Source organism: Pseudomonas sp. B21-009 (genome assembly GCF_024749345.1).
Taxonomy (GTDB): Bacteria; Pseudomonadota; Gammaproteobacteria; order Pseudomonadales; family Pseudomonadaceae; genus Aquipseudomonas.
Map to the genome: position 1 here is coordinate 467,738 of NZ_CP087199.1, position 25,777 is coordinate 493,514.

The 25,777-nt window shown below is 63.1% G+C and carries 22 protein-coding genes; 12 read left to right on the forward strand and 10 right to left on the reverse strand.

What is annotated here, in order from left to right:
* Window positions 1-63: 63 nt before the first annotated feature.
* Both metK and LOY34_RS02095 read right to left on the reverse strand, forming a co-directional pair.
* Window positions 64-1,254, reverse strand: a complete 1,191-nt coding sequence (gene metK, locus LOY34_RS02090; protein WP_038997515.1) for a methionine adenosyltransferase — start codon at window positions 1,252-1,254, stop codon at window positions 64-66.
* 12 nt (window positions 1,255-1,266) lie between these two features.
* A complete protein-coding gene (locus tag LOY34_RS02095) occupies window positions 1,267-2,268 on the reverse strand; it encodes a metalloregulator ArsR/SmtB family transcription factor (RefSeq protein WP_123564900.1) in 1,002 nt (333 codons plus the stop codon).
* Between the two features lie 259 nt (window positions 2,269-2,527).
* Here LOY34_RS02095 and tkt point away from each other — a divergent pair, with 259 nt between their 5' ends.
* The 9 genes from tkt to LOY34_RS02140 all read left to right on the forward strand — a co-directional run bounded on the left by tkt (window position 2,528) and on the right by LOY34_RS02140 (window position 11,848).
* Window positions 2,528-4,525 carry a transketolase gene (tkt, locus tag LOY34_RS02100; protein ID WP_195885518.1) on the forward strand — a complete coding sequence of 666 codons (1,998 nt, stop codon included), beginning with the start codon at window positions 2,528-2,530 and terminating at the stop codon, window positions 4,523-4,525.
* 103 nt (window positions 4,526-4,628) lie between these two features.
* On the forward strand, window positions 4,629-5,696 hold the full coding sequence (epd, locus tag LOY34_RS02105; protein ID WP_045193814.1) for an erythrose-4-phosphate dehydrogenase: 1,068 nt from the start codon (window positions 4,629-4,631) through the stop codon (window positions 5,694-5,696).
* Window positions 5,697-5,708: 12 nt separating this feature from the next.
* Window positions 5,709-6,872, forward strand: a complete 1,164-nt coding sequence (locus LOY34_RS02110) for a phosphoglycerate kinase (RefSeq protein ID WP_195885519.1) — start codon at window positions 5,709-5,711, stop codon at window positions 6,870-6,872.
* Window positions 6,873-6,903: 31 nt separating this feature from the next.
* Window positions 6,904-7,122: a hypothetical protein gene (locus LOY34_RS02115; RefSeq protein WP_045193812.1), complete on the forward strand. Its 219-nt coding sequence runs from the start codon at window positions 6,904-6,906 to the stop codon at window positions 7,120-7,122.
* Between the two features lie 51 nt (window positions 7,123-7,173).
* Window positions 7,174-7,500, forward strand: coding sequence for an MliC family protein (locus LOY34_RS02120; protein ID WP_195885520.1), 327 nt, complete (start codon window positions 7,174-7,176; stop codon window positions 7,498-7,500).
* Window positions 7,501-7,595: 95 nt separating this feature from the next.
* Window positions 7,596-8,660, forward strand: a complete 1,065-nt coding sequence (gene fba, locus LOY34_RS02125; RefSeq protein ID WP_043863595.1) for a class II fructose-bisphosphate aldolase — start codon at window positions 7,596-7,598, stop codon at window positions 8,658-8,660.
* Window positions 8,661-8,873: 213 nt separating this feature from the next.
* Window positions 8,874-10,994 (forward strand): bifunctional diguanylate cyclase/phosphodiesterase, encoded by a 2,121-nt coding sequence (locus tag LOY34_RS02130; RefSeq protein WP_195885521.1) that lies wholly within the window; start codon window positions 8,874-8,876, stop codon window positions 10,992-10,994.
* A 39-nt stretch (window positions 10,995-11,033) separates the two neighbouring features.
* Window positions 11,034-11,534 carry a YgjP-like metallopeptidase domain-containing protein gene (locus LOY34_RS02135; protein ID WP_045193804.1) on the forward strand — a complete coding sequence of 167 codons (501 nt, stop codon included), beginning with the start codon at window positions 11,034-11,036 and terminating at the stop codon, window positions 11,532-11,534.
* A 17-nt stretch (window positions 11,535-11,551) separates the two neighbouring features.
* Entirely contained in the window at window positions 11,552-11,848 is a 297-nt protein-coding gene (locus tag LOY34_RS02140) for a helix-turn-helix domain-containing protein (RefSeq protein ID WP_093376863.1), read from the forward strand.
* Between the two features lie 80 nt (window positions 11,849-11,928).
* Here the strand turns inward: LOY34_RS02140 and LOY34_RS02145 are convergent, their stop codons facing one another.
* Window positions 11,929-12,381, reverse strand: a complete 453-nt coding sequence (locus LOY34_RS02145) for a GNAT family N-acetyltransferase (protein ID WP_195885522.1) — start codon at window positions 12,379-12,381, stop codon at window positions 11,929-11,931.
* 232 nt (window positions 12,382-12,613) lie between these two features.
* Between LOY34_RS02145 and LOY34_RS02150 the strand changes: the two genes are divergently transcribed.
* Window positions 12,614-13,354, forward strand: coding sequence for an ABC transporter substrate-binding protein (locus LOY34_RS02150; protein ID WP_093376858.1), 741 nt, complete (start codon window positions 12,614-12,616; stop codon window positions 13,352-13,354).
* Here the strand turns inward: LOY34_RS02150 and yccS are convergent, their stop codons facing one another.
* The 7 genes from yccS to LOY34_RS02185 all read right to left on the reverse strand — a co-directional run bounded on the left by yccS (window position 13,355) and on the right by LOY34_RS02185 (window position 24,486).
* A complete protein-coding gene (gene yccS, locus LOY34_RS02155) occupies window positions 13,355-15,538 on the reverse strand; it encodes a YccS family putative transporter (RefSeq protein WP_093376854.1) in 2,184 nt (727 codons plus the stop codon).
* Between the two features lie 118 nt (window positions 15,539-15,656).
* Entirely contained in the window at window positions 15,657-16,838 is a 1,182-nt protein-coding gene (locus LOY34_RS02160) for an NAD(P)/FAD-dependent oxidoreductase (RefSeq protein WP_195885523.1), read from the reverse strand.
* 98 nt (window positions 16,839-16,936) lie between these two features.
* On the reverse strand, window positions 16,937-18,274 hold the full coding sequence (gene dbpA / locus LOY34_RS02165; protein WP_230090941.1) for an ATP-dependent RNA helicase DbpA: 1,338 nt from the start codon (window positions 18,272-18,274) through the stop codon (window positions 16,937-16,939).
* A 105-nt stretch (window positions 18,275-18,379) separates the two neighbouring features.
* Window positions 18,380-19,807: a multidrug transporter subunit MdtD gene (gene mdtD, locus LOY34_RS02170; protein ID WP_195885525.1), complete on the reverse strand. Its 1,428-nt coding sequence runs from the start codon at window positions 19,805-19,807 to the stop codon at window positions 18,380-18,382.
* Window positions 19,808-19,877: 70 nt separating this feature from the next.
* On the reverse strand, window positions 19,878-21,209 hold the full coding sequence (locus LOY34_RS02175) for a TldD/PmbA family protein (RefSeq protein WP_195885526.1): 1,332 nt from the start codon (window positions 21,207-21,209) through the stop codon (window positions 19,878-19,880).
* A complete protein-coding gene (locus LOY34_RS02180; protein ID WP_258664228.1) occupies window positions 21,209-22,651 on the reverse strand; it encodes a TldD/PmbA family protein in 1,443 nt (480 codons plus the stop codon). The genes LOY34_RS02175 and LOY34_RS02180 overlap by 1 nt, the downstream gene beginning before the upstream one ends.
* Window positions 22,652-22,683: 32 nt before the next feature.
* A complete protein-coding gene (locus LOY34_RS02185) occupies window positions 22,684-24,486 on the reverse strand; it encodes an acyl-CoA dehydrogenase (RefSeq protein WP_195885527.1) in 1,803 nt (600 codons plus the stop codon).
* A 189-nt stretch (window positions 24,487-24,675) separates the two neighbouring features.
* Between LOY34_RS02185 and LOY34_RS02190 the strand changes: the two genes are divergently transcribed.
* Window positions 24,676-25,275 (forward strand): hypothetical protein, encoded by a 600-nt coding sequence (locus LOY34_RS02190; RefSeq protein ID WP_195885528.1) that lies wholly within the window; start codon window positions 24,676-24,678, stop codon window positions 25,273-25,275.
* Window positions 25,268-25,735: a hypothetical protein gene (locus LOY34_RS02195; RefSeq protein WP_195885529.1), complete on the forward strand. Its 468-nt coding sequence runs from the start codon at window positions 25,268-25,270 to the stop codon at window positions 25,733-25,735. Before LOY34_RS02190 ends, LOY34_RS02195 begins: the two co-directional genes overlap by 8 nt.
* The last annotated feature ends 42 nt before the right edge of the window (window positions 25,736-25,777 follow it).

A 25,777-nucleotide genomic window follows, 5' to 3' on the forward strand; every position in this document is an offset into this window, starting at 1 on the left:
CGACCAGTCACCCGGCCGGGGCTTCGCTTGCAGCTTGCAACTTGCAGCTTGTAGCTTCAGCCCTTACAGACCGGCAGCAGCGCGCAGGGCGTCGACGCGGTCGGTGCGTTCCCAGGTGAAGGTGGTGAAGGTGTCGTCGCCGACAGTCTTCTGCTGCGGGATACGGCCGAAGTGACCGTAGGCAGCGGTTTCCTGGTACATCGGGTGCAGCAGGTCGAGCATGGTGGTGATCGCGTACGGACGCAGGTCGAAGCACTCGCGCACCAGCTGGACGATTTTGTCGTCGGAGATCTTGCCGGTGCCGAAGGTGTTCAGCGAGATCGACGTCGGCTGAGCGACACCGATGGCGTAGGAAACCTGGATCTCGCAACGCTCGGCGAGGCCGGCGGCGACGATGTTCTTGGCCACGTAGCGCCCGGCGTAGGCGGCGGAACGGTCAACCTTGGACGGGTCCTTGCCGGAGAACGCGCCACCGCCGTGACGGGCCATGCCGCCGTAGCTGTCGACGATGATCTTGCGACCGGTCAGGCCGCAGTCGCCTACCGGGCCACCGATGATGAACTGGCCGGTCGGGTTGATGTGGAACTGGGTGTCCTTGTGCAGCAGTTCGGCCGGCAGGGTGTGCTTGACGATCAGCTCCATCACCGCTTCCTGCAGGTCTTTTTGCGACACTTCAGGGTTGTGCTGGGTCGACAGCACCACGGCGTCGATACCCACTACCTTGCCGCCTTCGTAACGGCAGGTAACCTGCGATTTGGCGTCCGGGCGCAGCCACGGCAGCAGGCCGGACTTGCGCGCTTCGGCCTGGCGCTCGACCAGACGGTGCGAGAAGCAGATCGGTGCTGGCATCAGCACGTCGGTTTCGTTGCTGGCGTAGCCGAACATCAGGCCCTGGTCGCCGGCGCCCTGGTCTTCAGGCTTGCTGCGGTCAACGCCCTGGGCGATGTCTACCGATTGCTTGCCGATGATGTTCATGACCGCGCAGGTCGCGCCGTCGAAGCCAACGTCGGAGCTGTTGTAACCAATATCGACGATGACTTTGCGAACGATGTCTTCCAGATCGACCCAGGCCGAGGTGGTGACTTCGCCAGCGATGATCGCGACGCCGGTTTTTACCAGGGTTTCGCACGCCACGCGGGCGAATTTGTCCTGGGTGATGATGGCGTCCAGCACCGCATCCGAAATCTGGTCGGCGATTTTGTCCGGATGCCCTTCAGACACGGACTCGGAGGTGAAAAGGGAGTATTCGCTCATCTCGACGGGTTCCTAAAATTTACCGATGGTGATGTCGCCAGCCGGTCGCTGAAAATGGCGGACCTGAATCTGGAAACCATTACGTAAGCCCACATAGAGGCTGTCCCCGGGAGCCAGTCCCGCAGCGCTGGCCCAACGGGCCAGGTCGTCCTGCTCGAAGCCCAGCCAGATATCGCCACAGGCCTCTCTGGCCCAGCTCTGGTCGTGGCTGCACAACTCTGTTACCAACAGGCTTCCGCCTGGTTTCACGCGGTTGGCCAGCTGCCGCAGGGCTTCGGCCGGGGCGCTGAAATGGTGCAGGACCATGTTCAGCACTACGCAGTCGGCTTCCACATCCGTTGCACTGAGTGCATCGGCCAACTGCAGGTTCACATTAGCCAGACCTTCACGCTCGCAGACCCTACGGGCCAGGTCGAGCATGGTCGGGCTGTTGTCCAGGGCGGTGACCCGGGCAAAGCGCCGGGCCAGCTCGGGAAGAAACTCGCCATCGCCGGGGCCCACTTCAAGGGCATCGGCGCCGGCTTCAAAACTGAGCTTGTCGAGCAGGGCCAGCAAGCTTTCGCGGTACTGCGGCAAGCCGGCAATCAAATCCTGCTGGGCGCGAAATTTCTCTTCGACACGCAGGAAAAAGTCCTGGCTGGTGGCAGCACGGCGTTGTTGCACCTGGGCGATACGGGCCTGGACCTCATCGGCCAGGCTCAGCCCGTCGACTTCTTCAAGTAATGCCGCATGCAGCTTGCCGCCCAGGCTCAGGCCATCGGGCAGGGCGCGGCGGTAGAAGATCGCATTGCCTTCGCGGCGGGTCGCGACCAGGCCTGCCTGGGCCAGGACCTTGAGGTGATGGCTCATGCCCGACTGGCCAATGGCGAAGATCTGCGCCAGTTCCAGCACGCCGAACGAATCGCTGGCCAGGGCGCGCAATACGTTAAGGCGCAGCGGGTCGCCGCCGGCTTTGCACAGGGCGGCCAGCGCATCGCTTTGCTCTTGGCGGATCGACGGCACGGGTAGGTTCATGGAGCGGCAGTCTAGTCAGGCAACGATTGCCTCGCAAGGCCAATATCAAAAAGTTTTGATATTGCTCGATAAGCGGGGCAATTCGTCGCAGGCCAAGCGACCGATCCGGCTGTTTGCCCGGGTTAACGCCTGATTCTTTGCTCAATCACAGGAAAATCATGCTGCATCGACCATCCGTCATTGCCCCCGGACACGTGCCTGGGCGAAAATGGTCGCCTTTTTTCGTTTCGTAACTAATTCAACACCCAGGAGATAAGCGATGCCCAGCCGTCGTGAGCGTGCCAACGCCATTCGTGCCCTCAGCATGGATGCCGTGCAAAAGGCCAACAGCGGCCACCCCGGTGCCCCTATGGGCATGGCGGATATCGCCGAGGTTCTGTGGCGTGACTACCTGAAGCACAACCCGACCAACCCGAACTTCGCCGACCGCGACCGCTTCGTGCTGTCCAACGGCCACGGTTCGATGCTGATCTACTCGCTGCTGCACCTGACTGGCTACGACCTGTCGATCGACGACCTGAAAAGCTTCCGTCAACTGCACAGCCGTACCCCGGGCCACCCGGAGTTCGGTTACACCCCGGGCGTCGAGACCACCACTGGCCCGCTGGGCCAGGGCCTGGCCAACGCCGTCGGTTTCGCCCTGGCGGAAAAAGTCCTGGCTGGCCAGTTCAACCGCGCAGGCCACAACGTCGTCGACCACCACACCTATGTGTTCCTGGGTGACGGTTGCATGATGGAAGGTATTTCCCACGAAGTCGCTTCCCTGGCCGGTACCCTGGGCCTGGGCAAGCTGATCGCCTTCTACGACGACAACGGCATCTCCATCGACGGCGAAGTCGAAGGCTGGTTCACCGATGACACCCCTAAGCGTTTCGAAGCCTACAACTGGCAGGTGATCCGCAATGTCGACGGCCATGACTCCGACGAAATCCGCACCGCCATCGACACCGCGCGCAAGAGCGAGCAGCCGACCCTGATCTGCTGCAAGACCATCATCGGTTTCGGCTCGCCGAACAAGCAGGGCAAGGAAGATTGCCACGGTGCTCCGCTGGGCAACGACGAAATCGCCCTGGCGCGCAAAGAGCTGAACTGGAACCACGGCCCGTTCGAAATCCCGGCTGAGATCTACGCCGAGTGGGACGCCAAGGAAGCCGGCAAGGCCGTCGAAGCCGAGTGGGACCAGCGTTTCGCTGCCTACTCCGCCGCTCACCCGGAGCTGGCCAACGAACTGGTGCGTCGCCTGAGCGGTGACCTGCCGGCCGATTTCGCCGAGAAAGCAGCAGCCTACATCGCTGAAGTCGCGGCCAAGGGCGAAACCATCGCCAGCCGTAAAGCCAGCCAGAACGCCCTGAACGCCTTTGGCCCGCTGCTGCCTGAACTGCTCGGCGGCTCGGCTGACCTGGCCGGTTCCAACCTGACCCTGTGGAAAGGCTGCAAAGGCGTCAGCGCTGAAGACGCCAGCGGCAACTACATGTTCTACGGCGTGCGCGAGTTCGGCATGACCGCGATCATGAACGGCGTCGCCTTGCACGGCGGCCTGGTGCCTTACGGCGCGACCTTCCTGATGTTCATGGAATACGCCCGCAACGCGGTGCGCATGTCGGCGCTGATGAAACAGCGGGTCATCCACGTCTACACCCACGACTCCATTGGTCTTGGCGAAGACGGCCCGACCCACCAGCCGATCGAGCAACTGACCAGCCTGCGCAGCACCCCGAACCTGGACACCTGGCGCCCAGCCGATGCCGTCGAGTCGGCGGTCTCCTGGAAGTTTGCCCTGGAGCGTAAAGACGGCCCGTCGGCGCTGATCTTCTCGCGTCAGAACCTGCAGCACCAAGAGCGTGATGCCGGGCAGATCGCCAACATCAGCCGCGGCGGCTACGTCCTCAAGGACTGCGCCGGCGAGCCTGAGCTGATCCTGATCGCCACCGGTTCCGAAGTCGGCCTGGCGGTTCAGGCGTTCGACAAGCTGACCGAGCAAGGCCGCAAGGTCCGCGTCGTGTCGATGCCGTCGACCAGCGTGTTCGATGCCCAGGATGCTGGCTACAAGCAGTCGGTACTGCCACTGCAAGTCGGCGCGCGGATCGCCATCGAAGCGGCCCACGCCGACTTCTGGTACAAGTACGTCGGCCTCGAAGGCCGCGTCATCGGCATGACCACCTACGGCGAGTCGGCACCTGCATCGGCCCTGTTCGAAGAGTTCGGTTTCACCCTGGAAAACATCCTGGGTACTGCTGAAGAGCTGCTGGAAGACTGATCAACAGTGCTGGAATCATCGCGGGGCAAGCCCGCTCCTACAGTTCTGTAGGAGCGGGCTTGCCCCGCGATTGCAGATAACGCTTCTGTTCCGTGAGCATCCCATGCCCCAATCGCGTCCTTACAAAGTTGCACTCAACGGCTACGGCCGTATTGGTCGTTGCGTCTTGCGCGCACTCTTTGAACGGGGGGCGAAGGCGGGCTTCGAGATCGTTGCGCTGAACGACCTGGCCGACCAGGCCAGTATCGAATACCTGACACGCTTCGACTCCACCCACGGGCGTTTCCCCGGAGAGGTGAAGGTCGACGGCGATTGTCTGCATATCAATGGCGACTGCGTGAAAGTCTTGCGCAGTGCCACCCCGGAAGGGATCGACTGGGCGGCGCTGGGCGTCGACCTGGTGCTGGAGTGCTCCGGCGCCTACAACACCCGCGCCGATGCCATGCGTTTTCTCGACGCCGGCGCGCCGCGGGTGCTGTTTTCCCAGCCCATGGCCAGCGAGGCGGATGTCGACGCCACGGTGGTCTACGGAATCAACCAGGATTGCCTGGACGGCAGCGAGAAGCTGGTGTCCAACGCCTCCTGCACCACCAACTGCGGCGTGCCGCTGTTGCGGGTGCTGGACCAGGCTTTTGGCCTGGAGTACGTGTCGATTACCACCATCCACTCGGCGATGAACGACCAGCCGGTCATCGACGCCTATCACCACGAAGACTTGCGCCGTACCCGTTCGGCGTTCCAGTCGGTGATCCCGGTGTCCACGGGCCTTGCCCGTGGTATCGAACGGCTGCTGCCGGAACTTGCCGGGCGAATTCAGGCCAAAGCCGTACGCGTGCCGACCGTCAATGTGTCGTGCCTGGACATCACCCTGCAGACCGCCCGCGACACCACCGCCGGCGAGGTCAACCGGGTGCTGCGCGAAGCCGCCCTGAGCGGCCCGCTGCAGGGGCTGCTGGCCTACACTGAACTGCCGCACGCCAGTTGTGATTTCAACCATGACCCGCATTCGGCGATTGTCGATGCCAGCCAGACCCGCGTTTCCGGCCCCCGGCTGGTCAACCTGCTGGCCTGGTTCGACAACGAATGGGGTTTTGCCAACCGTATGCTCGACGTTGCCGATCACTTTCTGCACGTCGTCAATCAAACCCGCTCCACTTGTAAACAGCCCTGAAGGACTGCATTCATGACCGTGTTGAAGATGACCGACCTCGATCTGCAAGGTAAGCGCGTACTGATCCGCGAAGACCTCAACGTGCCTGTGAAGGACGGTGTGGTTGCCAGCGATGCGCGCATCCTCGCTTCGCTGCCGACCATCAAGCTGGCCCTGGAAAAGGGCGCGGCCGTGATGGTCTGCTCGCACCTGGGCCGCCCGAGCGAAGGCGAGTTCTCTGTCGAGAACAGCCTCAAGCCGGTCGCCGAGTACCTGAGCAAGGCCCTGGGCCGCGACGTGCCGCTGGTTGCCGACTACCTCGACGGTGTCGAAATCAAGGCCGGTGACATCGTCCTGTTCGAGAACGTGCGCTTCAACAAGGGCGAGAAGAAGAACGCCGATGAGCTGGCGCAGAAGTACGCCGCCCTGTGCGATGTGTTCGTGATGGACGCCTTCGGTACCGCTCACCGCGCCGAAGGCTCGACCCACGGCGTAGCCAAGTTCGCCAAGGTCGCTGCTGCCGGCCCGCTGCTGGCGGCCGAGCTGGATGCCCTGGGCAAGGCCCTGAAAGCCCCGGCCAAGCCGATGGCGGCGATCGTTGCCGGCTCCAAGGTGTCGACCAAGCTGGACGTGCTCAACAGCCTGAGCCAGATCTGCGACCTGCTGATCGTCGGCGGCGGCATCGCCAACACCTTCCTGGCCGCGGCCGGTCACCCGGTCGGCAAGTCGCTGTACGAGCCTGACCTGATCGACACCGCCAAGGCCATCGCTGCCAAGGTCAACGTACCGCTGCCAGTGGACGTCGTGGTTGCCAAGGAATTCGCCGAAAGCGCCGCCGCGACCGTCAAACGGGTTGCCGACGTTGCCGAAGACGACATGATCCTCGACATCGGCCCGCAAACCGCGGCCAACTTCGCCGAGCTGCTGAAGTCGTCGAAGACCATCCTCTGGAACGGCCCGGTCGGCGTGTTTGAATTCGACCAGTTCGGTAATGGCACCAAGGTCCTGGCCCAGGCCATCGCCGAGAGCGCGGCGTTCTCCATTGCCGGTGGTGGCGATACCCTGGCGGCCATCGACAAATATGGCGTTGCCGAGCAAATCTCCTACATTTCTACCGGTGGCGGTGCTTTCCTCGAGTTCGTCGAAGGTAAAGTGCTGCCGGCCGTTGAAGTGCTGGAACAGCGAGCCAAGGCCTGATCCATTCGGCCTGGCAAAGGGAGCGACCTGCATGGTCAAGCAATTGCCTGTGATTATCCTGGCCGGTCTGCTCGGCGCTTGCTCCAGTAACCCGGAGCAGGCGCCGGCAAAGCCCGGCGCGCCGAAAGGCGGCTGCTATCAGTCTGAATGGCAGGCTGAAACGGCACCGGTGATCAACAAAAGGCTGGGCCCGGATGGCCTGGAAAAATACGACGACGAACATCAGCGCCGGGCCCAGGGTTGCCCTTGATCGGTTCACGGCAACCTACCGGCCGGTTTGTGGTCTGCTAGAGGATATTGGATGAAAGCGCTTGCGGCCTTGATGGCCCTGGCAGTACTCGGTGGTTGCGCAAGCCTCAAGCCTGCGCCGGCACCGGCCGACAACTGGACCCGCTGGGTCTGCGACAGCCAGGTTGAAGTGCTCTGGCGCTTTGCCGATAGCAGCCAGCAGGAGGTGGACGTACGCCTGGGTGGCGGCGACCAGGTCTACCGGCTCAAGCCGGAGCCCAGTGGCTCGGGTGCGTTGTACAGCGATGGAGTGCTGGCGTTCCACAGCAAGGGTGACGAAGGCCTGGTGTACTGGGTCGCCACCAACGATTTGATAGGGCGGGGCTGCAAGGCGCCGTGACTGGCCGGGCCTCGAAGGCCCACACTACTTGAATAGCAACCGCCGCTGCGGCAGGCTTGCACGAAAAACGACGCTTGTCGGGAGAGAGATACACAATGGCACTCATTAGCATGCGCCAGATGCTGGACCACGCCGCTGAATTCGGCTACGGCGTTCCAGCTTTCAACGTCAACAACCTCGAGCAGATGCGCGCCATCATGGAAGCCGCTGACAAGACCGACTCCCCGGTGATTGTCCAAGCCTCGGCCGGTGCCCGCAAATACGCCGGCGCGCCGTTCCTGCGCCACCTGATCCTGGCGGCGATCGAAGAATTCCCGCACATCCCGGTGTGCATGCACCAGGACCACGGCACCAGCCCTGACGTCTGCCAGCGCTCGATCCAGCTGGGCTTCAGCTCGGTGATGATGGACGGCTCGCTGGGCGAAGACGGCAAGACCCCGACTGACTACGACTACAACGTCCGTGTTACCCAGCAAACCGTTGCCATGGCTCACGCCTGCGGCGTTTCGGTTGAAGGCGAGCTGGGCTGCCTGGGTTCGCTGGAAACCGGCATGGCCGGTGAAGAAGACGGTATCGGCGCCGAAGGCGTACTGGATCACAGCCAGATGCTGACCGATCCGGAAGAAGCTGCCGACTTCGTCAAGCGCACTCAGGTCGATGCCCTGGCCATCGCCATCGGTACCAGCCACGGTGCTTACAAGTTCACCAAGCCGCCTACTGGCGACGTGCTGGCGATCGACCGCATCAAGGAAATCCACAAGCGCATCCCCAACACCCACCTGGTGATGCACGGTTCGTCCTCGGTACCGCAAGAGTGGCTGGCGATCATCAACCAGTACGGCGGCGACATCAAGGAAACCTACGGCGTGCCGGTTGAAGAAATCGTCGAAGGCATCAAGTACGGCGTGCGCAAGGTCAACATCGACACCGACCTGCGCCTGGCGTCCACCGGTGCCATGCGTCGCTTGATGGCCACCAACCCGAGCGAATTCGACCCACGCAAGTTCTTCGGCGAAACCGTCAAGGCCATGCGCGACGTCTGCATCGCCCGTTACGAAGCCTTCGGCACTGCTGGTAACGCCTCGAAGATCAAGCCGATCTCCCTCGAAGCGATGTTCCAGCGCTACGCCAAAGGTGAGCTGGCCGCCAAGGTCAACTAAGCCTGAACAGAAAAGCCCGCAGCGATGCGGGCTTTTTTGTGCCTGCGCGCCAGGAAGGCAATGCGCATGGCCCGGACGGACAGACCGTTAGTCGGCTAACAGGCCATTCCGCCCATGATGGCAATGTGCTGACTTCAGATTTATGGCAGCCGGGTCTAGAGTTACGCACAGATTTCAGCCGAAGCCCGGCATTGGTGCCTTAAGAGAAGCAGCATGGATTGCGCGCAACCTCAGTCACACGATAGCGGCTCAGTACTGCTGGTCGTTGACGATTATCCGGAAAACCTGATCAGCATGCGGGCCTTGCTGGCCCGCCAGGACTGGCAAGTACTCACCGCGAGCTCGGGGACGGAAGCCCTGAGCGCGCTGCTCGAACATGAAGTGGACCTGGTGCTGCTCGATGTGCAGATGCCGGGCATGGACGGTTTCGAGGTTGCCCGCCTGATGCGCGGTAGCCAGCGTACGCGGTTGACGCCGATCATCTTCCTCACCGCCAACGAACAGTCCCAGGCCGCTGTGCTCAAGGGCTATGCCAGTGGTGCGGTGGATTACCTGTTCAAACCCTTCGATCCGCAGATCCTCAAGCCCAAGGTTCAGGCCCTGCTCGAGCAGCAGCGCAACCGGCGCTCGCTGCAGCGCTTGAGCCGCGACCTGGAAGCGGCGCGGGCGTTCAACGCCTCGGTGCTCAACAATGCCGCCGAAGGCATCCTGGTGGTGGGCGAAAAGGGTGAGATCAGCTTTGCCAACCCGGCCATTTCGCAATTGCTCCAAGCCCCGGTCGAGCTGCTGCAAGGTGCCAACCTGCTGGATTTCGTGCAGTCGCCGGGGATGACCTTGTGGGCCGAATCGGCGTTCTACCAGGCCTACCTGGAGCGGCAGATCTTCCGTATCCACGATGCCCTGTTGCGTACTGCCGGCGGCCAGCCGGTGCCGGTAGCGCTGTCGTGCTCGCCATTGACCGACGGCCAGCGCGCCATGGTGGTGACGGTGCTGGACATGTCGGTGGTGCGTCACCTGCACCAGCAACTGGAGTTTCAGGCGGTTACCGACCCCTTGACCGGGCTGCTCAACCGCCGTGGCTTCTACCAGGCCGCTGAAAGCGCCCTGGTGCGTAATGAGCGCAGCGACAAGACCCAGGCGCTGATGTACCTGGACCTGGACGGTTTCAAACGTATCAATGATTTTCTCGGCCATGAGGCCGGCGACCGGGTGCTGCATTGGGTCGCCGAGCAGCTCAAGGATTGCCTGGGCGCCAATGCGATCCTGGCGCGCATGGGCGGCGATGAGTTCACCGCCTTGTTCGATGCCCTGGAATACCCCGAGCAGGCGGCGCGTTTCGCCGAGGGGGTGATCGAGCGCATGTCGATCTGCCAGCAGATAGAGGGCATGGAAGTGACCCTCGGCGTGAGCATCGGCATTGCCACCTACCCCGATTGCGGCGCCAACCTCGACGGCCTGCTGCGCGCGGCCGACGCTGCGATGTATGCGGCCAAGCAGGCCGGGCGCCAGCAGTATCGCTACTACGACCAGGACCTCAATGGCCGGGCGCGCTCGCGGCTGATGCTCGAAGACTCGGTGCGCAGCGCCATCGAGCACAAGGATTTCAGCCTGGTCTACCAGCCCCAGGTGGCATTTGCCGACGGCCGTCTACGCGGCTTCGAGGCGCTGCTGCGTTGGCAGCACCCCAGTGTCGGCGACGTGCCGCCGGGGTTGTTCCTGCCCTTGCTGGAAGAGGCGCGGCTGATTTCGCGCCTGGCCAGCTGGATATACGCCCAGGGCGCGGCGCAGCGGCGTGACTGGCAGGAGTGCTTCGAGCCGACACTGGTGCTGGGCATCAGCCTCAGTCGCGTGCAGTTCGCCATGCCCAACCTGGCCGAGGAACTGGGCCGGGTGATCGCCATCCAGGGCCTTGATCCGGCGCAGTTGGAGGTCGAGGTGGCCGAGACGTCGTTGATGGTCAATAACGACGTGGCTTTGAAACAGTTGCACAAGTTGCGCGAGCTGGGCGTGCGCATCGCCCTCGACGATTTTGGTGCAGGCGATTGTTCGCTGCGGCTGCTGCGCGACCTGCCAATCGACACGCTTAAACTCGACCGCCACCTGGTCGCACGCTTGCCCGGCTCGCAAGCGGACGCGGCGCTGGTGCGTTGCGTCATCGACCTGTGTCGCCAGTATGCAATCAGCGTGATCGCCGAAGGTGTCGAATCCCTCGAGCAGGCGCACTGGCTGCAGGCCAACGGCTGCGAATATGTGCAGGGCTTTTTGGTGGCGCGACCGATGACGGCCAGTGATGCCGGGGCGTTTCCGGGCTTTTTTGCCTGGCAGCAGCTGTAGTTGGGTACACTGGCGCCTTTACCGTCAGCCGTTTTGCCCATGACCGTGCTCAAGTACCTGCAAGCCTATCCGCCCGCCCTGCAAGACCAGGTCCGCCAGTTGATTGCCAGCAATCGCCTGGGCGACTACTTGCAGCAGCGCTACCCGGACCGGCACGCGGTACAAAGCGACAAGGCGCTGTACAGCTATGCCCAGGCGCTCAAGCAGGAGCACCTGCGCAACGCGCCGAACCTCGACAAGGTGCTGTTCGACAACCGTCTTGACCTCACCCACCGCGCGCTCGGCCTGCACACGGCGGTGTCGCGGGTGCAGGGCGGCAAGCTCAAGGCCAAGAAGGAAATCCGCATCGCTTCGTTGTTCAAGGAGGCGGCGCCGCAGTTTCTGAAGATGATCGTGGTGCACGAACTGGCGCACCTGAAAGAGTCCGATCACAACAAGGCGTTCTACCAGCTCTGTGAATATATGCAGCCGGGCTACCATCAACTGGAATTCGACCTGCGCGTTTACCTGACCTACCGCGAGCTGCCCGCCAGCCTGTAGGCCCTGAGGATTTGCCAATGGAAGTGAGCAAGACCAAGAGCAGTTTCTACCGCCGGCTGTATGTCGCCTGGCTGATCGACAGCCAGACTGCCAGCACCGTCCCGGCCTTGATGGAAGCCACCGGCATGCCGCGGCGCACCGCCCAGGACACCATTGCCGCCCTGGCGGACCTGGACATCGTCTGTGAGTTCGAGCAGCAGGCAGGGGCGCGCAATCATGCCGGGCACTACCGGATTCGCGACTGGGGGGCGATCGACAAGCAGTGGATCACCCAGCATTTACGCGGTATTCGTGAAGTGCTGGGCTATCCCTGAAGGCCCCATCGCGGGTCAAGCCCGCTCTTACATAATTGTGGGAGCGGCGGTGCGGCGACCCGACTTGACCGGCGATGCTGCTAGTCCCGCCGCATACCAATGTGTGGGATATCGTCTTCCAGATACTCCTCTCCCGCCACCTTGAAACCATGGCGTGCATAGTAGCCCTGCAAGTGCGCCTGGGCTGACAGGTACACCGGCACTTCAGGCCAGTAATGCTCTGCGTACTTGAGCCCATGCTCCATCAGTTCATGGCCCAGTCTACGACCACGTGCCTCGGGGGCGATCAGCACCCGGCCTATGACCACGTCGCCGCCCTGGGACTGTGGATCGAGCAAACGCAGGTACGCCAGCAACTGGTCACCTTCCCAGGCCATCAGGTGGCAGGTGTCGCCTTCCAGGTCCTGGCCATCGACTTCCTGGTAGGCACATTTCTGTTCGACCACGAACACTTCGGTACGCAGTCGCAGAATGGCATAGAGTTGTTCCTTGCCAATGTCACTGTGGTGTTTGCAGATCCAGTCGATGGCCATGGGCGTCTCTCAAGCGGTTGATAGCCCTGATCATGGCAGACTGCGCGGCGAGGGTCTAATTGCGCCAGGTCAATACAGGCTCGAAGTCGACCGGAATAGAGGCCATTTGATATCATTTGCCTCTGCCCGATTACTTCTTCTTTGTGTAACCTGCGATGGCTGATAGGCACTGAACATTCTCAAGCAGTTGAAATCAACGGCGCGAACCAGGGGTTCGCTAAAGGATTTGAGCATGCGGCCATTGCTTCGAGTCTTGGCTTCAATGGGAATACTGCTACTGCTGAGCACATCGGCGCAGGCCACCCGGCTGCGGCTGGTGGCCGACAGCTGGCCACCGTTCACCGATGCCAGCATGGCCAACGGCGGCCTGGCCACAGCCATCGTCACCACCGCCCTGACCCGTGCCGGCTATACCAGCCAGTACGAGCAGGTGCCCTGGGCCCGGGCGCTGCTGGGGGTGGGGGAAGGCCGCTACGATGTGCTGGTCAACGCCTGGTACAACGACTCGCGTACACAAATTGGCCAGTTCTCCGCCAGCTACCTGACCAACCGTATTCGGCTGCTCAAGCGCAAAGGCGATGCGCTGCGCTTCAATGCCTTGAGCGACCTCCATCCGTTCCCAGTCGCTGTGGTGCGCGATTACGCCTACTCGCCCGAGTTCGACAGTGACGCCCAATTGCAGAAGGTTCCGGTGCGCAGTTTTTCCGTTGCTGTCGGCATGCTCGCCGCCGGGCGTGTACGCCTGGCGCTGGAGGATGAGTTCGTTGCCGGTTATTACCTCAAGCGCGAACCGAAAGAGGTGCGTGAGGCGGTGGAGTTCTTCGACAAGCCGGTCAGCGAGAACAGCCTGCATATCCTCGTCAGCCTGAAGAATCCCGAGCACCAGCAGATCGTCGCCGGTTTCGACCGCGCCATTGCCCAGATGAAAGCCGATGGCAGTTATGCCCGGCTGCTCAAGCAGCACGGCCTGTAATCAGGCAGGCGCGCTGTCCTTGATCAGGTGTGCGGCGAGTGTGCGCAGTGGCGCCAGTTGCCGGCAGATCAGCGCCAGCTGGGTTTGCACCAGGCGCTGGTTTTCGTCGAGCTCTTCGGGCATCTGCTCAAGCTCATTGGCCAGGGCCTCTTCGGCATCACTGTGGATCGCCACCGGCAACTTGCTGGCCAGGCCTTCGGCGATTTCATCCAGGCTGCTGGCCAGGCTGGCCCCGGCGCCATCGATCAATTGCTGGCGAACCTCGGCATCCAGGGCCGTGTCGCGGTGCGCGCCGAGGCCCGACAGATAACTGAGCAGGGTGTGCGACAGCACCAAAAAACGGAAACCGACGTCGGCCTCCTTACGAAAATGCCCCGGTTCCATGAGCATGTTGGCCAGGGTGGTCGACAGCGCTGCGTCGGCGTTGTGGGCGTTGCGCCGGGCCAGGCGGTAGGCGAGGTCGTCGCTCTTGCCCTGGGCGTACTGCTGCATGATCTGGCGCAGGTAGGTGCTGTTGCAGCTCAGGGTGTTGGCCAGCACCTTGTTCAGGCGCCGGCCCTGCCAGTCCGGGAGGAACAGGAATACGGCGAGGATGGCGATCAGGCTGCCCACCAGGGTATCGAACAGGCGCGGCAGGAACAGCCCGTAGCCATCGCCGATCTGGTTGAAGCAGAACAGCACCATCAGGGTGATCGCTGCGGTTGCCAGGGTGTAGCGGGTGGTGCGGTTGACGAAGAACACCACCCCGGCGGCCACGGCGAACAGTGACTGGATGATCGGGCTGGGGAACAGGTCGAACAACGCCCAGCCGACGGTCAGGCCGATGCCCGTACCGATGATCCGTTGCACCAGCTTGCGCCGCGTGGCGCCGTAGTTGGGCTGGCAGACGAACAGGGTGGTGAGGATGATCCAGTAGCCTTGGGTCGGGTGAATCAGGTGCACCATGCCATAGCCGATCGACAGCGCCAGAGGCAGGCGCAGGGCGTGGCGAAACAGCAACGAGGTCGGCGTCAGTTGCTGGCGCAGGCGGCTCCAGACGTCCTTGAAATTGCGCGGCGAGCGGTCGAGCAGGCTGCTGTCGCTGGCATCGGCAAGGTTGTCGGGGTTGCTGGCATCGCTGAGCAGGCGGTCGAGGGTCGCCAGGTTTGCCGCCAGCGCCCGCAGCGAACGCAGCAGGCCACGCCAGGCCGGGTTGCTCTGGATGCGCAGGTGTTCGAGCGAGGCGTGCAGGTCTTCCAGGGCCTGGGCGAAGCTGGTGTCGTAGGTGAACGGCTGGCGCAGCTGGATGGATTCGGACAACTGCTGGCACGCAACGCCCTGCTGGCGCAGCAGGCGCTGGCAGCGGAACAGCACGTCGCTGTGGAAAAAGGCTTCGGTCAGGGCGTTGTAGGGGTAGTGCGAAGAACTGGCACGCTCATGGATGTCCTGGGCCAGGAAGTACAGCTTCAGGTAGCGGCTGACCTTCGAGCCAGGCCGGCCATTGCCGACCCGGTGCAGGATGATCTCCTTGGCCGCATTCAGTGCGGCCACCACCCGGCCGTTCTGCTGCGCCAGTTCCAGGCGCCGGGCTTCGACATCCAGCTGGCGGATCGGCTCGAACAGGGTGGCCTTGAGCTTGAGGTAGCGACCCAGCTCGCGGAACAGCCGGGCCAGGCTCTGCTGCACCGGCTGGTTGGAAAACAGCGCCTGCCATAGCACTGAAAGCAGGCCGTACCAGGCGGCGCCGGCCACCAACAGCAACGGCTCGTGCCAGAAGTCAGTGACTTCGCCGCCGCGCTGGTCGACGCCGATCATGGTGTACACCGACAAAATCAGCGTCGCCGAGGCAATCGCGCCGTAGCGCTCGCCGAGCGCACCGAGCATGGTCAGGGCAAAGCTGGCCAGGGCCAGGGCGCAGCCGAAGATGATCGGGTAGGGGAACAGCAACTCCACCGACAGCGCGGCAACCGTGAAGCACACCAGGGTCACCGCCAGGGCATTCAGGCGCCCCTGCCAGCTGTCGTCGGTCTCGGCCAGGGCGCTGGCGATAATCCCCAGAAACAGCGGGATCAGCAGGCTCATCTCGTCCTTGTACCAGCACAGCAGCATGCTGCCGGTCAGGGCGATGAGAACGCGGATGGCGTAGCTGAACTTGTCCAGGGCCCAGAGGCGGCGCAACGATTGGCTGAACGAGGAAGATGACATGTCGGGTCGGCAGGCCTTGGGCGATGATCGAAATTGAGCCAGTCAGATGGCAGCGGTGTTACCGCCGCCATCTGACCAGCAAAATTTGTTCCTTGATGCGCTGATTCTACCGCGAAGGTTAGACGAACTGCGCGGCCGCGTACGCCGAGGCCCAGGCCCACTGGAAGTTGAAACCGCCCAGGTGGCCACTGACGTCGAGCACTTCACCGATAAAGTACAGCCCCGGGCTTTTCAGCGACTCCATGGTTTTCGACGAAACCTCGCGGGTATCGACGCCGCCCAGGGTTACCTCAGCGGTGCGGTAGCCCTCGGTACCGGCCGGCACCACCTGCCAGGCCCCGAGCTTGTCGCTGACCTGGGCCAGTTCCGCCGGGGTGTACTGCTTCATCGGTTTGGAGACGAACCAGTGCTCGGCCAGCAGGTTGGCCATCTTCTTGGTGAAGATCTCGCCGAGCAGGGTCTTGAGCTCGCTGTTGGGGCGCTCGGCTTGCTGCTGTTGCAGCCAGCTCAGGGCGTCGTGCTCGGGCAGCAGGTTGATCTCAACCGTGTCGCCGGCCTGCCAGAACGAAGAAATCTGCAGGATCGCCGGGCCGCTCAGGCCGCGGTGGGTAAACAGCAGGTTTTCCCGGAAGCTGCTGGCGTTGCAGCTGGCCATGCAATCCACCGAGGTGCCCGACAGTTCAGTGCAGATCGCCTTGAGCTGCGGCTCGGTGATGGTGAACGGCACCAGGCCTGCACGGGTCGGCAGCAGGGTGTGACCGAACTGGCGGGCCACCTGGTAGCCGAAGCCGGTGGCGCCCAGGGTCGGGATCGACAGGCCGCCGGTGGCGATGACCAGCGACTGGCACTGGAACTGGCCGGCGCTGGTTTCCAGCAGGTAGCCGCTGTCGAGTTTTTCGATCTGCTCGATGCGGGTGTCCATGCGCAGCTCGGCGCCAGCGTTGTCGCACTCGTCCAGAAGCATGCCGAGGATGTCGCTGGACTTGTTATCGCAGAACAGCTGGCCGAGCTTTTTCTCGTGGTAGGGCACGCCGTGCTTGCCGACCATCTCGATGAAGTCCCACTGGGTGTAGCGGGCCAGGGCCGATTTGCAGAAGTGCGGGTTGTGCGAGAGGAAATTGCTCGGCTCGGTGTACATGTTGGTGAAGTTGCAGCGGCCACCGCCGGACATGAGGATCTTCTTGCCCGGTTTGTTGGCGTGGTCGAGCAGCAGCACCTGACGGCCGCGTTTGGCGGCGCTCAGGGCGCACATCAGGCCGGCGGCGCCAGCGCCGATGATGATCACTTCGGTGGAACGCACTGCAAAATCCTCGAGAATTCGGTGGTGAAGCGATCGCGGGGCAAGCCCGCTCCTACAGGGAGGGTGTGTAGGAGCGGGCTTGCCCCGCGAAAAGGTAATTAGACGATCCGCACCCGCAACGAGCGGCCCTTGATCTTGCCGCTGTTGAGCCGCTGCAGCGCCTGTTTGGCCACCGCGCGCTCGACGGCGACGAAGGCCTGGAAGTCGAAGATGGCAATTTTGCCGACCTGGGTGCCCGGCAGTCCGGCATCGCCGGTCAGGGCGCCAAGAATGTCGCCAGGGCGCAGCTTGTCCTTGCGCCCGGCAGCGATGCACAGGGTGCTCATGGTCGGCAGCAGCGGTGCACCATTCTGGGCCTTGAGGCTGTCCAGCTGTTCCCAGCGCAGGGCGGCCTTCTGCATGTCTTCGATGGCCTGGGCGCGATGGCCTTCAGCCGGGGCCACCAGGCTCACCGCCAGGCCTTTCTCGCCGGCACGGCCGGTACGGCCGACGCGGTGCACGTGGATCTCGGCATCGCGGGCCAGCTCGACGTTGATGACCATGTCCAGGGCGTCGATATCCAGGCCGCGGGCGGCGACGTCAGTGGCCACCAGCACCGACAGGCTGCGGTTGGCGAACAGGGTCAGGACCTGGTCGCGGTCACGCTGCTCCAGGTCGCCATGCAGGGCCTGGGCGGCGATACCCTTGGCCTGCAGGTGCTCGACCAGCTCCTGGCACTGCTGCTTGGTGAAGCAGAACGCTACGCACAACTGCGGGCGGAAGTGCCCGAGCAGCTTGCTCACCGCGTCCATGCGCTGTTCCGGGGTGATCTCGTAGAAGCGCTGCTCGATCTGGCTGTCGGCGTGCTGCGACTCGACCTTGACGGTTTGCGGGTCGCGCATGAACGCCGAGGCCAGTTGCTTGATGCCGGCCGGGTAGGTGGCGGAGAACAGCAGGGTCTGGCGGCGCTTCGGGGTCTGGCCGATGATGTCGGCGATGGCGTCGTAGAAGCCCATGTCGAGCATGCGGTCGGCTTCATCGAGCACCAGGGTGTTGAGGCCATCGAGCACCAGGGTGCCTTTGCTCAGGTGCTGCTGCACGCGGCCCGGGGTGCCGACGATGATGTGCGCGCCGTGCTCCAGCGAAGCGATCTGCGGGCCCAGGGAAACGCCACCGCAGAGGGTCAGGATCTTGATGTTGTCTTCGCTGCGGGCCAGGCGACGCAGCTCTTTGGCCACCTGGTCGGCCAGCTCGCGGGTCGGGCACAGCACCAGCGCCTGGCACCCGAAGTAACGCGGGTTGAGCGGGTTGAGCAGGCCGATGCCGAAGGCGGCGGTCTTGCCGCTGCCGGTCTTGGCCTGGGCGATCAGGTCCATGCCCTTGAGCATCACCGGCAGGCTCTGGGCCTGGATCGGGGTCATCTGGGCGTAGCCGAGGGCGTCCAGGTTGGCCAGCATGGCGGCGGACAGCGGCAAAGTGGCGAAGGCGGTGGCAATGGTGGTCACGAGACGGGCCTGCAAAACAAAATGTCGCGCAGTGTACCAGCCTCATGGCCTTTAGCCCTAAGGCTCGATCTCCGGTTCCGGACGAGGGGCACGCCTTCCGTCCGCCCTGGACAGCTGCATGAAGATCGCCGCCGCCAGCATGGCCATCAGGCCGATGGTCACAAAGGTCAGCTGGAACGCCCCGAGGGTGCTCTCGACGCCTTCGGCACTGCCCGCTGCGGTAAAACCGCCAAGCAAGGCGCCGGCACAGGCCACACCGAGGCTCAGCGACAATTGCGCGACCACCGACAGCAGGCTGTTGCCGCTGCTGGCGCTGTTGTCGTCGAGATCGATCAGGGTCACGGTGTTCATCGCTGTGAACTGCATCGAGTTGACCGCACCCAGCAAGCCCAGTTGCAACAGCAACAGGGCGTAGGGCGTCTGTTCGTCGACCAGCCCAAGGCTTGCCAGCAGCAGTCCCAGCAGCAGGGTATTGCCGGTGAGAATATTGCGATAGCCGAAGCGCTCGATCAGCGGCCGGGCAATCGACTTGGCGACCATCGCCGCCGCAGCCAGGGGGATCATGCTCATGCCGGCCTGGGACGGTGAGTAACCCAGCGCCACTTGCAGCAACAGCGGCACCAGGAACGGCAGGGCGCCGCTGCCCAGGCGGGCAAACAGGTTGCCGAGGATACCCACTGAAAAGGTCCGGGTGCGGAACAGTTTTGGCGAAAACAGCGGGTTGTCGACGCTGCCGGCGCGCAGCCAGTAGGCGGCCAGGCAGGCCATGCCGGCGAACAGCAGCAGCATCACCCGCAGGTGCGGCAGGTGCAGCTCGCCCAGGCCTTCCATGGCAATGGTGATCAACACCATTGCCGCGCCGAACAGCACGAAGCCGATGCCGTCGAAGCGGGTACGCTCCGAGCCGCGCAGGTCGGGGATGAACTTCCACACCGCATAACAGCCGATGGCGCCAACCGGCAGGTTGAGCAGGAAAATCCAGTGCCAGCTGAGAATTTCCACCAGCCAGCCGCCCATGGTCGGGCCCAGCAACGGCCCGAGCAGGCCGGGGATGGTGATGAAGCTCATGATCCGCACCAGCTCCGAGCGCGGATAGGCACGCAGTACCACCAGACGCCCGACCGGCAGCATCAAGGCACCGCCCAGGCCCTGGATCACCCGTGCCGCTACCAGCATGCCGAGGCTGCTGGCCAGCGCGCAGAGCAGCGAACCAAGGCTGAACAGGAGGATGGCGCCGAAGAAGATGCGCTTGGTGCCAAAGCGGTCGGCAATCCAGCCCGAGGCCGGGATCAGCAGGGCCACGGTGAGCATGTAGGCGATGATCACCGACTGCATGCGCAGCGGGTCTTCGGCCAGGTCGCGGGCCATGGCCGGCAGGGCGGTGTTGAGGATGGTGCCGTCGAGTGACTGCATGAAAAAGGCGATGGCCACCACCCAGGGAATCCAGCGGGCGGTGGTCGGGTCCAGCGGGGCGCGGTTGGGCATGGGTTAGTGTGCAGTCCTTGAGGGCCTCATCGCGGGTCTGTGGCAGCGGGCTTGACCCGCGATGGGCTAATTACAGTGTCAACGTCAGGCGTTTGACCAACGCTCCCGGCAAATGGCTCGAACTGGTCTGGCGCTGGCCGTAGGTGCTGGTCGACAGAATCAGCTCGCGTTCGGTCGTCAATGCCTCCAGTTTCGAACCCAGCAAACTGTAGACGCTGTCGTCAAAGCGCATGGTGCTCACCGGCGCCTGGATCTCGCCGTTCTCGACCCAGAAGGTGGCGAAGCGGGTCAGGCCGGTCATGCGCGCAGCGGGCAGGTCCGAGTAGTTCAGGTACCAGAGGTTGCTGATGTACAGGCCGGTGCCCAGGCGGGCGAGGACCTCGCTCTGCGCAAGCTCGCCGCCGGCCATGCTCAGCGCGCATGGCGACTCGTAGCTATCGGCACCGTTAGCCGCCAGTTCGAACTCGGCGGCGCTACGGGCGCAGATCAGCCGATCGTGGGCCCGGCCCTGGTCAATCAGGCGCAGGTCGCTGCGCACCAGGCCCTCGTCCGAGAACGACGGGCTCAGCGAACCGCTGACTTGTTCGCTAATGTGGACCATCGGGCTGAGGCTGGCATCGGTGCTGTACAGGCGTTGCAGCGGGCTGTTCTTGGTGGCGATGGCCTGGGCCGAGAAGCCGCCCCAGCAGAGCATGCCCATGATCTCGTCCAGCGCTGCCGGTGCCAGGTAGGCGCGGTATTGGCCGGGGGCGAGTTTTTTCAGCGGGCGGCCGAGGTAGTCGAGCTGTTCGCGGGCCTGCTGCAGGCGCAGGGCGAAGGCTTCGCCGTCCCAGGACTGGCCGGCATAGTTGGCTTTGACCGCTTCGCCGTTGCTGTGGAACAGGCTCCAGTCGAAGTTGAAACTGTTGGCCTGGTGCCAGCCAAAGGCCCCGAACGAGCTGGCAAAACCCCGGCAGATCGGGCCCGCGGCGTAGATGCCAACCAGGTCCAGATCACCCGCGCCTTGCTCGATCTGCGCCAGCACCGCAGCGCTGTCTGGCAGCGCTTGATCCTGCACGCTATGGCTGTGCCAGGCGCTGTCATTGAGTTGCAGGTAAGGGTCGGGCTCAAGCAGCGGCAGGGTCTGGCGCAGTTGCTCCAGGGCTTGTTGCAGGCGCAACTGATCGACCTCGGCGTCGTTGCCGAGGGTGAACTGCAGCTCGGCCTGGCGCCCGTCGGCGACCAGCTTGAGCACGCAACTGGCCTGTTGCACTTCGCCGGCCTGGCGCACCCTGGCGTGGTTGAAGCGGATGAACTGCGAGTGCTCGCCGCTGTAGCTCAAGGTGAAATGCTCTGGCGCGCACACCGCGTCGCGCAGGCTGGCGACCAGGTGCTGGAAACTTTGCAGTGGGGTGGCAGCCATCAGGCGTCTCCTCCGAATACGTCGATCTGGCTGAATACGCAGGCGGGGGAGGCGTGGCCCACGCGTACCACCTGGTTCGGCTCGCCCTTGCCGCAGTTTGGCGTGCCCAGTACCTGCAAGGTGCTGGCGTCACCGACGGCGCTGAGATTGCCCCAGAACCGGGCGGAGATGCCGCGGTAGTTGGGGTTCTTGACCACGCCCTTGAGCTCGCCGTTTTCGATCAGTTGGCCCCATTCGCAGCCGAACTGGAACTTGTTGCGCGCATCATCAATCGACCACGAGCGGTTGGTGCGCATCAGGATGCCCTGCTTGATACCGCCGATCAGTTGCGCCAGGGTCTTGTCCCCCGGCTCGATGTTGAGGTTGGCCATGCGGTCGATCGGTGCGCGGTTCCAGCCGCAGGCGCGGCTGTTGGCCACCCCTTCAAGGCCGGAACGGAACTGCGACAGGGCACCACCGAGCGGGCGGACCAGCAAACCGTCCTTGATCAGGTACTGCTTGTGCGCAGCGCTGCCGTCATCGTCGTGGCTGTAGCTGGCAAGCTCTTCGCGGATCGACGGGTCGAAGGTCACGTTGAGCAATTTCGAGCCGTACTGCAGGCTGCCGAAGTCGCTGGCTTTGACAAAGCTGGTGCCGGCGTAATTACGCTCGTCGCCGAGGATGCGGTCCATTTCCAGCGGGTGGCCGATCGATTCGTGGATCTGCAGCATCATCTGGTCGGGCATCAACAGCAGGTCGCGCACACCACTGGGGGTGTTCGGCGCCAGCAGCAGTTGCAGGGCCTGCTCGGCGACTTTGGCCCCGGCACCAACCAGGCCGCAACGCTCGATCACATCGAGGCCGCCCTGCTGGCCGAAGTTTTCCCGGCCCAGGGTGCGGGTCTGGCTGTCCTGGCCGTCGAAGGCGGTGGTGCTGAAACCCGGGTAGATAAAGCGCTGGGCCTGGCGCAGTTCGGCGCCGGCGGTGTTCAGGTAGATCTGCTCGATAGTGCTGATGCCAAGGCTTGCCTGCCAGTTCACCAGGCGGCTGTCGTCCGGCACGCTGGCAGATTCCTGGGCAAGCAGGGCGTAGCAGTCGGCCAGGGACGGGAAGGCTTGCTCAAGGTTGGGCGAGCAGTAATCGGCGCGGCCGGTGGCCAGTGGTTGCTCGCGCAGGTCGAGCAGGGCGCGCCCGGCGATTTGCCGGGCCAGTGCCTCAGCCTGCTCCAGGGCACGCTGCAAGCCGGCTTGCGAGAGGTCGGCGGTGGCGGCGTAGGTTTCCACGCCATGGACGCGCACGGTGAGCATCGCGCCTTCGTCGCGGCTGAGAAACGGCGGCTCGGCGATATTCTTGCGCACCGACAGGTGTTGCTGGCTTTGCTGCACATAACGCAGGGAGAAAAATTCGCCACTGCTGCGCAGGGCGGCGAAGCGCTGGCGCAGCAATGCGGTCAACTCGAACATGCGGGAACCTCCGTGTGCGCGGTGGTTCCCCCTCAGAACCACTCATCGTGCATGCTCAGGCAGGTATCGTCACGGGCCGCGAGCAATGCCAGCTCATTATGGCAGCCCGGCACTTCCCAGGTCAGGAAATAACGCGCGGCCTGCAATTTGCCCAGGTAGAAGTCGCGATCGGCCGGGTTGCCCCGGGCCAGGCCTTGTTCGGCGTGGATTGCCTGCTCCAGCCAGCGCCAGCCGATCACGCAGTGACCGAAAGCCTTTAGATACAGCGCCGAGTTGGCCAGGGCGGCATTGACCTGGCCCTGGGCCAGATCGCCGAGCAGGCCGAGGGTCACTTCCTGCAGGCGATTGAGCAACTGCTCCAGCGGTACCCGCAGACGATCCAGGCTGCTGTGCGGATGGGCTCTCTCGCAGGTGCTGGCGATCAGGCGGACCAGTTGCTTGAGCCCGGCACCACCGTTCTGCGCCAGCTTGCGCCCGAGCAGGTCCAGCGACTGGATGCCGTGGGTGCCTTCGTGAATCGGATTCAGGCGGTTGTCGCGGTAGTACTGTTCGACCGGGTACTCGCGGGTGTAGCCATGACCGCCGAGAATCTGGATGGCCAGCTCGTTGGCCTTGAGGCAAAACTCCGAAGGCCAGGACTTGACGATCGGCGTCAGCAGGTCGAGCAGTTCATGGGCCTGCTGGCGAACCGTATCGCTTTCGCCGCTCTGGGTGTCATCGAACAGCCGCGCGGCGTACAGGCCCAGGTCGAAGGCGCCTTCGACGTAGGCCTTCTGGGTCAGCAGCATGCGCTTGACGTCGCTGTGATTGATGATCGGCACGGCAGCGGTGGCCGGATCCTTGTTGTCTGGCAGGCGCCCTTGCGGACGCTGGCGGGCGTACTCCAGCGAGTACAGATAGCCAGCATAACCCAGCATCACCGCGCCCATGCCGACGCCGATACGCGCCTCGTTCATCATCTGGAACATGCAGGCCAGGCCCTGGTGTGGCTTGCCCACCAGGTAGCCGACGCACTGGCCGTTGTCGCCGAAGTTCAGCGCCGTCGAGGTGGTGCCGCGCCAGCCCATCTTGTGGAACAACCCGGCCAGCAACACATCGTTGCGCGGGCCGAGGCTGCCGTCGGCGTTGACCAGGAACTTGGGCACGATAAACAGCGAAATGCCCTTCACCCCGGGCGGCGCATCGGGCAGCTTGGCCAGGACCATATGCACGATGTTTTCCGACAACGGATGGTCGCCGCCGGAAATGAATATCTTGTTGCCGCGCAGCCGATAGCTGCCATCGTCGGCTGGCTCGGCGCGGCTGCGAATATCGGCCAGGGACGAGCCAGCGTGCGGCTCGGTCAAGGCCATGGTGCCGAAGAAGCGGCCTTCGATCATCGGTTGCAGGAACAGGCGCTTCTGCTCGTCGCTGCCAAAGCTTTCAATCAGGTTGGCGGCGCCCATGGTCAGGAACGGGTAGGCCGTGGTACCGGCGTTGGCCGCCTGGAAGTGGGCGAAACAGGCTTGCGAGAGCAAGGTCGGCAACTGCATGCCACCGACTTCGAAGTCGCGGCTGGCGTTGAGAAAGCCGGCTTCAAGGAAGGCATCGACCGCAGGCTTGACCTCGGGGATCAACAGCGCCTCGCCATTTTCATAGCGCGGCTCGTGCTCATCGCCCTTGCGATTATGCGGAGCGAAATACTTCTCGGCGATGGTCCGCGCAGTGCTCAGAGCGGCATCGAAGGTTTCGCGGTTGTGCTCGGCAAAGCGCGGGCGTTGGGTCAGGGCCTCGGCATCGAGCACTTCGTAGAGTTCGAAGGCCAGGTTGCGGGCGCTGAGCAGGGTCTCGGACATGGCGGCATTCCTGTCTGGGGATGGGCCGAGTCTAGGTAGTGACGTTGCTACTGCACAGTGAAATAGATACGGGTGATGGCAAGGCACAAGGCGTTTGGGAATGTTCGTACCCTTGCTTCGGAGCCAGAGGGCAGATCTGTGATGCACGAGCAGGCTTAGATAGTCGGCCCATTACCGAAGGCCGTAGCCATGACCACTAACAGCACCGCTTCGATGAGCCCTGATCTCTCTGATGCCACAGGCAGGGGGCCAATGTTCTTCGTCGTATCGATCAGAAAGTTGATCGTGATGAACCTGTTCACCTTTGGTTTTTATTGGCTTTTTTGCCATTACCAAAGCTGGGCGCTCTACCGGCGGGAAACCGGGGAGCGAGTGTTGCCGCTGGTAAGAAGCATCTTCGGCATTCTGTTTCTTTACAGCCTGCTGAGCAGGGTCGATCGGCAATTACACCTGTCTGGTCGTAGCTACAGGTGGTCACCGTTCTGGTTGGTATGCGCCTTGATCCTGCTGACAGCGCTCTCGTTGTGGGCAAACCAGATGATGGAGCTGGCGCCGCTGCCGTTGTTGAGTGCGGTATTGGCTATGGATGTCGTGATTCTTTGGGTAATGGCCAGGATTCAGGGTGCGATAAACACCTGCGTAGGCGACCCGAAAGGCCAGTCTAATTCCCGCTTGTCACTCCTGAATTGGGCCTGGATGTCGGTCGGGATTCTGGTTTGGATAGTGCTGGTGTCTTTTCTCGTGGTTTTGCTGGCAGGTTTTTTCATCGGGATCTTTGTTGATGTCTGAGGCCTTCAGTCGTCAGCCTATGAATCAGCTCCCACGTATGACCCGGTTTTGGTGGGGTGGGATGGATGCACTTTTTATAGTCTTTTATGTCCAGGGTAGTTTTCGTGGCGGTCAGATTCCCTATTACACCGACGCCCAAAACATGATCGGGTTGCTTCAGGATCATGGCATGCTCGCCAAGTGGCTGGCGGGTATGAGCTTCACCTTGCATCTTTCGATCATTGTCAGCTGCTTGCTGTTGTTGGCGGGGCGAAAGTCGGGGGCTTATCTCGGTTTGCTACAGACTCCTTTTCGCCTGATGTTCATGGTGCCGTCCCTTTCGATTCTATTGGTGTGGGCAAAGCTGTCACCAGCCTACAGTCCCTGGCTCATGCTGGTTTTCGTCATTGCTTCCGAGGTCGTGAAGGCGGGTAGCCTGGGGTGGCTGGTGCGTCATCAACGTGCGAAGTTTCTGGGCTAGAAAGCATCGCGGGTCAAGCCCGCTCCTACGCTGTAGGAGCGG